Raw genomic sequence first — 12,316 nt, 5'->3', positions numbered from 1 at the left:
TCCTTTCACGCTAACCCCCCGGCTGCGGCCGGGCGGGCTGGCGGGGAGTCAGGACAAACAGGCTCGCCAGCACCATGACGACGCCGAGCCATCCCAGCGCAGGCAACCGCTCCCCCACCACCACAACCGCCAACACGGCGGCGACAACGGTCTCCATAAGGGAAAGGCCCGTTGCGGTGCTCGCGCGGACGCGCGCCAGTCCCCAACCGAACAGGACGTAGCCGGCGAACATCGGGACAAGCGCCATATAGGCACCCACGGTGAAATTGCCCCAGGACTCAAGGAGCGGCCCGCCGGTCACGGCGAGCACTGGCATCAGGAGCACTCCGCCCAGCCCGAACACCGCACCCATGGCGGCGCGGGATGACACTCCGCCGCTGATCAGGCGGTGGGCCGCCCACGAGTACAAGGCATAGGTGACGCCTGCCAGGAGCCCCAGAACGATTCCCGTCGGCGCGGCCCAGTGTTCAGCAAGGGCACCCGGGCGTTCCGCACCGCCACCGGCAAAGCACAGCAGTCCGGCGCCCGCCACCCCGATCAGCGCGCCGAGCATCCAGCGGCGGGTCAGGACTTTGCGCTCCGCCAGCCGCTCGATGATGGCCGAAGCCAGAGGGGCCGAGCCGATCGAGACCACCGTTCCGAGCGCCACGCCAGCCAGGTGCATGGAGCTGTAGAAGGCAAGGGGGTACACGGCCACCGCGCCAGCACCCAGGGAAACAAGCAGCCACCGGCCGCGGAGGCTGCCCCACTGGCTTGCAATCGGCTGCACCGCGTACAGCGCCTGCAGCAATCCGCCCACGCCCATCGCCACGGCACCGATAGCCAGCGGACTCACCGACGGCGCGAACGTGGCGACGGTTCCGGTCGTACCCCAAAGCGCCGACGCGGCCAGAACAAAAAGCGCACCCAGGAGGGGCCCGTTGAATCGGCCAAGCACCGCTTTCACAGCTCCTCCAAGATCCGGGCCGCCATCAGCCGGGCCTCGTGCAGGCAACGGTCTCCACCCTCAAGGCCAGCCCTCGCCATTGAACCCTCAAGCAGGAACGCCAGGTGCCGGGCAACCCTGCCCGCCGCCTCATCCTGCCGTGGCAGCAGCTCCGCCAGGTGCTTGAGCAGGAGGCCCTCAACTTCTTCCTTGTGCTGCCGTACGGCCTGCCGTCCGGGAGCGCCCGCAGGAAGTTCCGCGGCAGCATTGAGCAGGCCGCACCCCCTGAAACCGTGTTCGTAGGCAAAGTTCGCGTGGTCGATGTAGGCGTCGAACACAGCCAGGACACGGTCTTGGGCACTGGCCGCCGACGCAACCCGCCTTCCGGTACAGGGCGAGCCATTCCTCATGCCGGTCGGCGAGGTAGGCCGCCACCAGGTCCGCCTTGGACGCGAAGTTGTTGTAGAGGCTTTTCTTGGCCACGCCGGCCGCCGCCGTGATGGAGTCGATGCCCGTGGCCGCAACGCCGTCGGCATAGAAGAGCCGCGCCGCCGCCTCAAGGAGCGATGCGCGGGCAGGCCGCCTTGCTGCTCGGCCTTCAGGTGCAGCCACGACTAAAACCTCCTACAAAAGACAGTTAGTAGGTAGACCAGTCTACCTACTAACCCACGGACAGCAAACCTCCGCAACCCCCGGGTGGCGCACCCTGAAGCAGCGCCAGGCGCCGCCGTCATTGTCATCAATCTGTGTCTTGCTTCACAGCCTCGGCGGGGATAACATAGTCCATGATTGTTAGCGCTAACAGAGATGTTGGGGCAGCCGGAGTCTCCGCTCCGGTGATGACAGCCTCCGGTGCCGGTCCTGCGGAACGGCCTCGGTACGCCGGACACAAGTGGCCGGCCCTGGCGGAAAGTACATACGCTTTCCGCTCAAGCACCGATTCGTGGCCCGACCAGGCCACGGAAGGAGAATAACGTGAGAATCAAGAAACTCCTGGGCGCCGTCGCCGTCGTCCTGGCTGTTACGGTGGGGGCCACCGGCTGCGGCAGCCGTCCCGGCGCCGCCACCAACTCCAGCAGCGCCGACGCTGCCGGTGCCCTGGTGGGAATCTCCATGCCGACGCAGACGTCGGAACGCTGGATCGCGGACGGCAAGAACGTCTCCGCATCCCTGACCAAGCTCGGCTACAAGACGGACCTGCAGTACGCCAACGACGACATTCCCACCCAGGTCTCGCAGATCGAGAACATGCTGACCAAGGGCGCCAAGTCCCTGATCATCGCCGCCATCGACGGCACTACGCTGACGGATGTCCTGGCCAAGGCCAAGGAACAGAACGTCAAGGTCATCGCCTACGACCGGCTGATCAACGGCACCCCAAATGTGGACTACTACACCACCTTCGACAACTATGAAGTGGGCGTCCAGCAGGCCACCTCGCTGCTGACCGGGCTTGGCCTGGTGGACGCCTCCGGCAAGAAGGTCGAGGGCAAGGGCCCCTTCAACGTGGAACTCTTCGCGGGCAGCCCCGACGACAACAACGCCAACTTCTTCTGGACCGGCGCCATGGACACCCTGAAGCCGTACCTGGATGCCGGCACCCTCAAGGTGCCCAGCGGCCAGACCAAGTTTGAGCAGGCTGCCATCCTGCGCTGGCAGGCGGCAACCGCCCAGAAGCGGATGGAAGACATCCTCACCGCCGCTTACGGTTCAGGCAAGAAGCTCGACGGCGTGCTGTCGCCCTATGACGGCCTCTCCATCGGCATCATCTCGGCCCTGACCAGCACCGGCGGCTACTCCAAGGGCGCCCTGCCGGTCGTGACCGGCCAGGACGCGGAAAAGGGCTCGGTGAAGTCCATCGTTGCCGGCGAGCAGTACTCCACGATCTTCAAGGACACCCGCAAGCTCGGCGAGCAGGCCGTGAAGATGGTGGACGCGGTCCTGAAGGGCCAGCAGCCCGAGACCAATGACACCGAGACCTACAACAACAAGGTCAAGGTTGTCCCGGCCTTCCTGCTGAAGTCCGTGATCGTCACCAAGGACAATTACAAGCAGGAACTCATCGACTCCGGTTACTACACCGACGCCGACATCAAGTAGCAGTATTGCGGGGGCGCCTGCAGCCGCAGGCGCCCCCTCCCCCTCGAACAGATCAGCTCATCGAACAGATCAGCGGGAAATAACCAATGAACGTACCCATTCTTCAGATGCGCGGGATCACCAAGACCTTCCCCGGCGTCAAAGCCCTCCAGGATGTCACCCTGGATGTGAACCGCGGCGAGGTCCACGCGATCTGCGGCGAAAACGGGGCAGGCAAGTCCACCCTGATGAAGGTGCTCTCCGGCGTCTACGCCCACAACACCTTCGAGGGGGACATCCTCTTCGAGAACGAACCGTGCGACTTCGCGTCCATCAGCGACAGCGAGAAGCGCGGCATCGTGATCATCCACCAGGAGCTGGCACTGAGCCCGTACCTGTCCATCGCGGAAAACATCTTCCTGGGCAACGAAATGGCTACCCGCGGCTGGGTCGACTGGCGCAAAACCAACCTGGAGGCGGCCAAGCTGCTGGCCCGGGTTGGCCTGGATGAAAACCCGGCCACCCCCATCCAGCACATCAGCGTGGGCAAGCAGCAGCTCGTCGAAATCGCCAAGGCGCTGTCCAAGGAGGTGAAGCTGCTGATCCTGGACGAGCCCACCGCGGCCCTGAACGACGAGGACTCGAACCACCTGCTGGACCTGATCCTGCACCTGAAAGGCCAGGGCGTCACCAGCATCATCATCAGCCACAAACTCAACGAAATCCGCAAGGTCGCGGACGCCGTCACCATCATCCGCGACGGCAAGTCCATTGAAACCCTGCGCCTGGACCAGGGCCAGATCACCCAGGAACGCATCATCCGCGGCATGGTGGGCCGTGACCTGGACAGCCTCTACCCCGAGCGGGAACCGCAGATCGGCGAAGAAGTCCTGCGCATCGAGGACTGGACGGTCCAGCACCCGCAGGACCACAGCCGCACCGTGGTCCACAACGCCAGCCTCAACGTCCGCAAGGGCGAAGTGGTGGGGCTCGCCGGCCTCATGGGAGCCGGCCGCACCGAACTGGCCATGAGTGTCTTTGGCCGCACCTACGGCCGCGCCGTCTCCGGAAAGGTGTTCAAGTACGGCAAGGAAATCAACACCTCCACCGTCCCCGAGGCCATCCGCCACGGCATCGCCTACGCCACCGAGGACCGCAAGCACTACGGGCTGAACCTGATCGAGGACATCAAGCGGAACATCTCCATGGCCGCCCTGCCCAAGCTCGCCAAGCGCGGCTGGGTGGACAAGAACAAGGAAACCACGGTGGCCAACAGCTACCGGAAGAGCATGAACATCAAGGCCCCGTCCGTCGCCGCCATCACCGGGAAGCTCTCCGGCGGCAACCAGCAAAAGGTGGTCCTCAGCAAATGGATGTTCTCCGACCCCGACGTGCTGATCCTGGACGAGCCCACCCGGGGCATCGACGTCGGCGCCAAGTACGAGATCTACACGATCATCGCTGAGCTCGCCACCCAGGGTAAGGCCGTCATTGTGATCTCCTCCGAGCTCCCCGAGCTCCTGGGCATCTGCGACCGGATCTACACCCTGTCCGCCGGACACGTCACGGGTGAAGTCCCGATCGCCGAGGCCTCCCAGGAAACCCTTATGCACTACATGACCCAAGAGAAGGAATAACGAGCCATGTCCGCCCTACGAGAATCCCTCGGCTTCCTGGCAAGCCGCCTCCGCCAGGTCGGCATCTTCGTCGCCCTGATCCTGATCGTCCTGCTGTTCCAGGTCCTCACCGACGGGATCCTGCTCGAGCCGCAGAACGTCACCAACCTTGTCGTCCAGAACAGCTACATCCTCATTCTGGCCATCGGCATGGTCATGGTCATCATCGCCGGCCACATCGACCTTTCCGTCGGTTCCATCGCCGGCTTCATCGGCGCCGTCGCCGGCGTCATGATTGTGCACTGGGGCTGGGCCTGGTGGGCAGCGATCCCGGCCTGCCTCCTCGTCGGGGCTCTGGTCGGCGCGTGGCAGGGGTACTGGATCGCCTACGTCGGCATCCCGGCCTTCATCGTCACCCTGGCCGGCATGCTCATCTTCCGCGGCCTGACCCTGATCACCCTCAAGAACCAGCAGATCACCCCATTCCCGGACGAGCTCCGTGCCCTCGGCGGCGGCTTCCTGCCGGACATCTCGGGCGGCACCTCCGTGCTCGAATGGCTCACCGTGATCCTCGGCGTCGGCGGCACCGCGGCCCTGCTGTTCCAGTCGATCAAGGAACGCCGCGTCCGCCGCAGGTTCAACCTGGAAAACGAGCCCATGGCCTGGTTCGCCACGAAGACCGCGTTCATCGCCCTGCTGATGCTCATCATCACGTTCCTCCTGGCCAGCTACCGCGGCACCCCGATCGTGCTGCTCGTCCTCGCGGCCCTGGTCATCGCCTACTCCGCGCTGATGAACAACAGCATCTTCGGCCGGCACACCTACGCCATCGGCGGGAACCTGCACGCCGCCGAACTCTCCGGCATCAAGACCAAGGCCGTGACCTTCCGGCTCTTCGTGAACATGGGCGTCCTCGCCGCACTGGCCGGCCTCATCTTCACGGCCCGGCTGAACTCCGCCCAGCCCGCCGGCGGCACCGGCTTCGAACTGGACTCCATCGCCGCCGCCTTCATCGGCGGAGCAGCGGTCCAGGGCGGCATCGGAACCGTGGCCGGAGCCATGATCGGCGGCCTGATCATGGGCGTCCTCAACAACGGCATGTCGATCCTCGGCCTCGGCACCGACTACCAGCAGCTCATCAAGGGGCTGGTACTCCTGCTCGCCGTCGGCTTCGACATCTTCAACAAGAACCGTGCCGGCGGCGGAACCTCCATCGCCAAGCGCTTCAAGCTCAGGACCACACCGCCGGCCACTGAAACCAAGGCCCCGGCGCAAACCCAGGCACCGGCATCAACCAAGGCAACGGCCGAACCGGCCGCGCCCGTGGCGGCCGGCAGCCGCGAGTCAGGCAACGCATAGGCCACGGGCGCCCATAGCCAGCAGAAAGGACACGCCATGACCGCACTCCTTGATTCCATCGACATCCACGTCACGAGCCGGCACGACCTGGACGAGCACCTCGAGGCCGCCGTGAAGGACCTGCAGGAACTGGCGATGCTCACGGGCACGCACGGCATCCTGGTCACGCGCCACAGGCCGGGAAACTACACGGCCGCGCTTTCCGACCAGGTCCCGTTCGGCGTGACGCGCGAAGTGATTCACTGACGCGCTTCGCGCCAACCGAGCAACACAGCAAAGCCCCTCGCGGTTGATAACCGCGGGGGGCTTTGCTGGTGAAGAGAGCAGTGGTGCTTTATTGGGCTGGCTCTGCAGGAGCGGCCGTTGAGCCCCGCACCACGAGCTTGGGGTTGAGGACCGAGGCCGCCCCCGAAGGTCCGTTGGCCATGTCGGACAGGAGCATCCGGATGCACCGCGCACCGAGCTCCTTGAAACCCTGGTTCACCGTGGTCAGCGGCGGGACGAAATAGCCAGCCTCCGGCTGGTCGTCGAAGCCCACCACGCTGATGTCCTCCGGCACGCGCAGGCCGGACTCGTTGAACGCGCGCAATGCCCCCAGGGCCATCTGGTCGTTCGCTGCGAACAGGGCCGTGGCGTTGCCGGCAGCCGCCAGTTCGAGTCCCGCGCGATAGCCGCTTTCGGCGCTCCAGTCACCCTGGATCAGCACGCCCTCCGGCAGCCCGGCCTGTTCAAGGGAGCGCCGCCAGCCCTCGGTCCGGGCCGCGGCGTCTATCCAGTCCTGCGGGCCCGAAACGTGGGCGATTGACGTGTGGCCGAGGTTCACCAGGTGCTGCACGGCGAGGGCCGCACCAACGCGCTGGTTCACGGCGGCGACCGTCAGGTGTTCATCCGCCCCGAACCCCACGGCAACCAGCGGGACGGACAGTGCGATGGTGTGCAGCGATTTCAGCATCGTCTCGTGCGGAACGATCACCACGATCCCGTCGACTGACTGCAGCAGGAAGTGTTCGAGGGCGTCGTGGATTCCGGAGGGCGTCACCTCGCTGAGGCTGGCCATGCTGACGGCATAGCCCTCGTTCCGGGCTGCCTGCTGGACGCCCAGCAGCGTGTTGGCCGGGCCGTAGTGTGCCGTGCCGGCACCCAGGACTCCGATGGCCTGCGAACGCCGGGTGACCAGGCTGCGGGCTGCGGTGTTACGGCGGTATCCCAGCTCGGCGATCGCGCGTTCCACGCGCTTGCGGGTCCTGGCGCTGACGTTCGGGTGCGTGTTCAGCACGCGCGAGACGGTCTGGTGGGACACGCCTGCGAGACGCGCCACGTCCTCCATGACGGGAGGACGTGGCGTGGTGCTTGAGCTCACTGCGTCGAATTGGTCATCTGGCGAAGATGCTCCAGGATGCCTCGTGGGTGGCGCCCGGCTCGAGCCGGATCAGGTCCACGCCGCTGTTGAAGGCATCGGGCGGGCAGGTCATGGGTTCCACGGCGAGGCCCAGCCGGTTGGGGGCCGGGGGCTGCTTGTCGGCGGTGTGGATCTGGAGCCACTGGCACGTGCGGTCCCAGGACATTCCGACGCCGGTTCCGCCCGGATCCCGGACCAGCACGCGGGCCTGCCCGCCGCCGTCGAACGCTATGTCCGTAAAGGCGTGGTCGATCTCCGTGGCGCCGATGGCGCGCGGCACGCGGAAATCAAACTCGTGGCCTTCCACGCTGCGCGTTTCCTTCGGCAACAGCCTGTCCGGGGTGACCTCGAGGAACTCCCCCGCGGGGATTTCGAGGGTCCACTCATCGAGGGGCGACGGACCGGCGACCAGGTAGGGGTGCGGGCAGACCCCGTAGGGCGCCGCGGTGCCGCCAACGTTCACCGCCGTGACCTGGCTGGACAGGCCCTCCCCGGACAGCCGGTACTCGACGACGATCCGCACAGTATGCGGGTAGCCCGGCGTCGGACCGGCGGTGCAGGAAAGCGTCACTGAGGACCCGTTCTGCGACTCCAGGTCCCAGTCCAGGGGGAACACCAGCCCGTGCAGGGCACAGCCGCGTTCCGGCTCGTTGACCGGCACCTCATGCTCGGCGCCGTCGAACGTGTAGCGGCCGTCGGCGATCCGGTTGGGCCAGGGCGCCGCGACGATGCCGCGGTAGTCGGGGATCGGCCCGCCCGCCGGGAACGGAACGATGAGGTCCCGTCCCCGGTGGCGCAGCTCCCGCAGGGCACCTGCCCGTGCCGTGATTACGGCGGTGTACTCCCCCGCCCGGATGTTGAATTCGACCCCAGCCCCGTATTCGGTCACAGCCTGCCGGCCAGCCTGTAGTAGGCGGCGTTCCAGGCCAGTTCCTTCTTGAACTGCTTGAGGGTGGTGCCTTCGTCGATGGTGAGCAGCTCGGTCTGGGCGATTTCGGCGAAGTCCTCGAACACGTCCACGCCCACCTGGGTGGAAAGAACCGTGTGGTGCGCCGCCCCGGCGGTGAGCCAGGCGGCCGCGGAGGTGGCGAAGTCGGGCTTCGGTTCCCAGAGGGCGCGTGCGACCGGCAGGTTGGGCAGCGGCTCGTCGAGGTCGACGACGTCGACGGCGTTCGCGACGAGGCGGAAGCGGTCACGCATGTCGGACAATGCGACCACGACGCCGGGGCCGGCGTCGGTGTCGAAGACCATGCGGACCGGGTCCTCCTTGCCGCCGATGCCCAGCGGGTGGATTTCGACGCGCGGCTTGGTGGCGGTCAGCGAGGGGCAGACCTCCAGCATGTGCGCGCCGAGGATCCTCTCCTGGCCGGGCACCAGGTGGTAGGTGTAGTCCTCCATGAGGGAGGCGCCGCCGGGCAGTCCGGCACCCATGACCTTGGCCGCGCGGACCAGGATGGCCGTCTTCCAGTCACCCTCGGCGCCGAAACCGTAGCCGTCGGCCATGAGCCGCTGGACGGCCATGCCGGGCAGCTGCCGCAGCTCGCCGAGGTCCTCGAAGGAGGTGGTGAAGGCGGCGGAGCCATTGGCTTCGAGGAAGCTGCGCAGCCCGAGTTCGATGCGGGCGCTGTAGCGGAGGGACTCGTAGCGGGCTCCACCTGAGCGCAACTCCGGCGCCACGTCGTAAAGCCGCTCGTACTCGGCCACCAGGGCGTCGACGTCGGACTCTGCGGCGCCGTGGACGGCGTCGGCGAGTTCGTTGACGGACCAGGTGTTGACCGAGACACCGAAGCGCAGCTCCGCCTCGGTCTTGTCGCCTTCGGTGACGGCGACATTGCGCATGTTGTCCCCGAACCGGGTCAGCTTCAGGTTCCGGACGGCGGCCCAGCCGGCGGAGGCGCGCTGCCAAACGCCCACCTGGCGGGCCACTTCCGGGTTGGACACGTGGCCCACGACGGTCTTGCGCGGCACGCCCAGACGGGACTGGATGTAGCCGAACTCGCGGTCGCCGTGCGCGGCCTGGTTCAGGTTCATGAAGTCAAAGTCGATGTCCGCCCAGGGCAGTTCCACGTTGGCCTGGGTGTGCAGGTGCAGCAGGGGCTTGCGGAGCAGGTCCAGGCCCTGGATCCACATTTTGGCCGGGGAGAAGGTGTGCATCCACGCCGTCACGCCGATCACCGAATCGTCCGAGTTGGCTTCCAGCGCGGTGCGGCGGATCGCGTCCGAGTCCGTCAGCACGGGCTTCCAGACGAGCTTGACCGGAACCTCCGAGGAGTCGTTCAGGGCGGCGGCGATCTCCTGCGACTGGGCCGCCACCTGCTTCAGCACGTCCTCGCCGTACAGGTGCTGGCTGCCCGTGAGGAACCAGACCTCGTAGTGCTCGAGCGAGGTGTTGTTGGCGCTGGACATTGGTGTCTCCTTTGAAAGTCTTGGGTGTGCGGGGCCGCCGCGGCGGCGGGGGCGGACCTAGCGTCCGTATACGTTCTGGTAGCGGTCGTAGAGCGACTCGATCTGCCCCTGGTCGATGGGCAGCGGTTCGCCGAGCTGGCGGGAGACGTGGACCGTGCGGGCCACCTCCTCGCACATCACGGCGGCCTTGACCGCCGCGCGGGCGTCCTTGCCGATGGTGAACGGGCCGTGGTTCTGCATCAGCACCGCCGGGGAGTTGGAGTTCTTGAGCGTCTCCACGATGCCCTGGCCGATCGAATCGTCGCCGATCAGGGCGAACGGACCCACCGGGATGGGCCCGCCGAATTCATCGCCCATCATGGTCAGCACACACGGGATCTCCTCGCCCCGCGCCGCCCAGGCCGTGGCGTAGGTGGAGTGGGTGTGGACCACCCCGCCCACCTCGGGCATGTTCCGGTACACGTAGGCGTGCGCGGCGGTGTCCGACGACGGCGTGAGGGCCGGGTTGCCCCACTCAACTATCGTGCCGTCCCCGCCGTTGGAGGTACCGCTGACCGGGACGCCGTAAAGGTCGGTGACCACCATCAGTTCGGGGGTCAGGTCGTCGTAGGAGACGCCTGAGGGCTTGATGACCATGAGGTCATATCCGGGGATCCGGCCGGACACGTTGCCGGCGGTCCAGACCACCAGGCCGTACCGGGTCAGCTCGGCGTGCAGGTCGCAGACCTCGCGGCGGATACGGACAATGGTTTCCAGCAGGGCGCTCATGCCGGAACCTCCTCAGCGTTGAAGGACTCGGTAAGCAGGGACTGGGCGTTAGCCGGCTGAACGGCGCTGCGCTGGATGGCCTTGAGCCGGTGCATGACGTCGTTGGTTCCACGGCCGAAGTAGTCGTGCAGGGTCCGGTACTCGCGGAACAGTTCGTCGTACGCTGCGACGTTTTCCGAGATGGGGGTGTAGACGGCACCGGGTGCGGCGCCCATCGCTTCGGACGCGGCACGGACATCGGGGTATTTGCCGGCGGCAACGGCCGCGTGGATGGCTGAACCCAGGGCCGGGCCCTGTGTGGAACCGATGGTGGAGAGCTGCAGGCCGGTCACGTCCGAGTAGATCTGCATCAGGAGCCGGTTTTTCAGCAGGCCGCCGGCCACGATGAATTCCTTCACCGGCACGCCGGAATCCCGGAAAGCCTCCACGATGGTGCGGGTACCGAAGGCCGTGGCCTCCAGCAGGGCCCGGTAGATGTCCTCCGGCCGGGTGGCCAGGGTCTGGCCGACCACCACGCCGGAGAGCTCGTGGTCCACCAGCACGGAGCGGTTGCCCGAGTGCCAGTCCAGGGCGATCAGGCCGTGCTGGCCGATCGCCTGCCCGGAGGCCAGGTCCGTCAGGTATTCGTGGATGCCCTGCCCTGCCGCAGCCGCGGCCTGGTGGTATTCCGGGGGAACCCCGTACTTGGTGAACCAGCCGAAGATGTCACCCACGCCGCTCTGGCCGGCCTCGTAGCCCCAGAGCCCGTCGACAATGCCGCCGTCCACCACGCCGCACATGCCCGGCACCTCATGCAGTTCAGCACCGTTCATCACGTGGCAGGTGGAGGTGCCCATGATGGCGACGAGCTGGCCCGGCTCCACGGCCTTGGCAGCCGGGGCGGTGACGTGGGCGTCCACGTTGCCGACGGCAACGGCGATGCCCTCCGGGAGTCCGGTCCAGGCGGCGGCCTCGGCGGTCAGGTAGCCGGCGGCGTCGCCCAGGCGGCCGATGGTGTGGTCCAGCTTGGCGCTGACGAAGTCCTTGAACTGCGGGTTCAGGGCGGCGAGGAAGTCATCGGACGGGTAGTGGCCGTCCTGGTAGATGCCCTTATAGCCGGCAGTGCAGGCGTTGCGGACATAGTTGCCGCAGAGCTGCCAGACGATCCAGTCGGCGGCCTCCACCCAGTGGTCCATTTCGGCGTAGGCTTCGGGGTCCTCCTCCAGCAGCTGCAGCCCCTTGGCGAATTCCCACTCGGAGGAGATCAGTCCGCCGTACCGCGGCAGCCAGGATTCGCCCAGCTCGGCGGCGAGCGCGTTGATCCGGTCCGCCTGGCCCTGGGCGGCATGGTGGCGCCACAGCTTCACGTAGGCGTGCGGACGGTTCGCGTAGCCCGGCAGTTCGTTCAGCGGGGTGCCGTCCGCTTTGACAGGCACCATCGTGCAGGCGGTGAAGTCCGTGGCAATTCCGACGACGGCGGCCGGGTCGATCCCGGCGTCCGCGATCGCGGCGGGAACAGCGTGCCGGAGCACGTCCCGGTAATCGTTGGGCACCTGCAGCGCCCATTCACCGGGAAGCCGGGCGGCTGTTCCATCTGCCACGCCTGCCACATCCGCCGGAAGCGCTTCCGTGACTACCGCATGGGGGTAGTCGAACACGCCACTGCCGAGTTCCTTGCCGTCCCGGACCCGCACAACCACGGCCCGGCCGGACAGGGTGCCGTAGTCCACCCCGATGACATAGTTTTCGCTGCCGTCTGCTGTGACGTCCATGAATCCTCCAGAT

Annotated in this window: 10 protein-coding genes and 1 pseudogene; 4 read left to right on the top strand and 7 right to left on the bottom strand. The window is 66.7% G+C overall.

Annotation, left to right across the window (positions count from 1 at the left end):
• Positions 1–10: 10 nt before the first annotated feature.
• Complete coding sequence (locus QF036_RS02625) at positions 11–946, bottom strand: DMT family transporter (protein ID WP_307098970.1); 936 nt, start codon at positions 944–946, stop codon at positions 11–13.
• Positions 943–1,537: pseudogene (locus QF036_RS02620) on the bottom strand (TetR/AcrR family transcriptional regulator). The gene QF036_RS02625 and the pseudogene QF036_RS02620 overlap by 4 nt, the downstream one beginning before the upstream one ends.
• Before the next feature lie 363 nt (positions 1,538–1,900).
• Here QF036_RS02620 and chvE point away from each other — a divergent pair.
• The 4 genes from chvE (at position 1,901) to QF036_RS02600 (ending at position 6,225) form a co-directional block, all read left to right on the top strand.
• Positions 1,901–3,025: a multiple monosaccharide ABC transporter substrate-binding protein gene (gene chvE / locus QF036_RS02615; protein WP_307098968.1), complete on the top strand. Its 1,125-nt coding sequence runs from the start codon at positions 1,901–1,903 to the stop codon at positions 3,023–3,025.
• 86 nt (positions 3,026–3,111) lie between these two features.
• On the top strand, positions 3,112–4,641 hold the full coding sequence (mmsA, locus tag QF036_RS02610) for a multiple monosaccharide ABC transporter ATP-binding protein (RefSeq protein WP_307098966.1): 1,530 nt from the start codon (positions 3,112–3,114) through the stop codon (positions 4,639–4,641).
• Positions 4,642–4,647: 6 nt separating this feature from the next.
• The gene (gene mmsB / locus QF036_RS02605) at positions 4,648–5,979 is read left to right on the top strand and encodes a multiple monosaccharide ABC transporter permease (protein WP_307098964.1); all 1,332 of its coding nucleotides are present in this window, start codon (positions 4,648–4,650) and stop codon (positions 5,977–5,979) included.
• A gap of 36 nt (positions 5,980–6,015) precedes the next feature.
• Positions 6,016–6,225: a hypothetical protein gene (locus QF036_RS02600; RefSeq protein WP_307098962.1), complete on the top strand. Its 210-nt coding sequence runs from the start codon at positions 6,016–6,018 to the stop codon at positions 6,223–6,225.
• A gap of 88 nt (positions 6,226–6,313) precedes the next feature.
• On the opposite strand, the gene QF036_RS02595 is transcribed toward QF036_RS02600, so the two are convergent.
• Genes QF036_RS02595 through araB form a run of 5 tightly spaced genes read right to left on the bottom strand, consistent with a single transcriptional unit; the run spans position 6,314 to position 12,303 of the window.
• Positions 6,314–7,339, bottom strand: coding sequence for a LacI family DNA-binding transcriptional regulator (locus tag QF036_RS02595; protein WP_307098961.1), 1,026 nt, complete (start codon positions 7,337–7,339; stop codon positions 6,314–6,316).
• Between the two features lie 13 nt (positions 7,340–7,352).
• Complete coding sequence (locus QF036_RS02590; protein WP_307098959.1) at positions 7,353–8,267, bottom strand: aldose 1-epimerase family protein; 915 nt, start codon at positions 8,265–8,267, stop codon at positions 7,353–7,355.
• On the bottom strand, positions 8,264–9,784 hold the full coding sequence (gene araA / locus QF036_RS02585; protein ID WP_307098957.1) for an L-arabinose isomerase: 1,521 nt from the start codon (positions 9,782–9,784) through the stop codon (positions 8,264–8,266). The genes QF036_RS02590 and araA overlap by 4 nt, the downstream gene beginning before the upstream one ends.
• Positions 9,785–9,841: 57 nt before the next feature.
• On the bottom strand, positions 9,842–10,552 hold the full coding sequence (locus tag QF036_RS02580) for an L-ribulose-5-phosphate 4-epimerase (RefSeq protein WP_307098955.1): 711 nt from the start codon (positions 10,550–10,552) through the stop codon (positions 9,842–9,844).
• Positions 10,549–12,303, bottom strand: coding sequence for a ribulokinase (gene araB / locus QF036_RS02575; RefSeq protein WP_307098954.1), 1,755 nt, complete (start codon positions 12,301–12,303; stop codon positions 10,549–10,551). Before araB ends, QF036_RS02580 begins: the two co-directional genes overlap by 4 nt.
• Between the last annotated feature and the right edge of the window lie 13 nt (positions 12,304–12,316).

The sequence above is a fragment of the Arthrobacter globiformis genome, from assembly GCF_030817195.1.
GTDB lineage: Bacteria > Actinomycetota > Actinomycetes > Actinomycetales > Micrococcaceae > Arthrobacter > Arthrobacter globiformis_D.
This window is presented reverse-complemented; position numbering and strand designations above follow the sequence as displayed.

Bases quoted from the DNA above. Each gene is read 5' to 3' on its own strand.
- araA (WP_307098957.1), bottom strand. From the start codon at position 9,784: ATGTCCAGCGCCAACAACACCTCGCTCGAGCACTACGAGGTCTGGTTC.
- mmsB (WP_307098964.1), top strand. From the start codon at position 4,648: ATGTCCGCCCTACGAGAATCCCTCGGCTTCCTGGCAAGCCGCCTCCGC.
- mmsA (WP_307098966.1), top strand. From the start codon at position 3,112: ATGAACGTACCCATTCTTCAGATGCGCGGGATCACCAAGACCTTCCCC.
- QF036_RS02580 (WP_307098955.1), bottom strand. From the start codon at position 10,552: ATGAGCGCCCTGCTGGAAACCATTGTCCGTATCCGCCGCGAGGTCTGC.
- araB (WP_307098954.1), bottom strand. From the start codon at position 12,303: ATGGACGTCACAGCAGACGGCAGCGAAAACTATGTCATCGGGGTGGAC.
- QF036_RS02600 (WP_307098962.1), top strand. From the start codon at position 6,016: ATGACCGCACTCCTTGATTCCATCGACATCCACGTCACGAGCCGGCAC.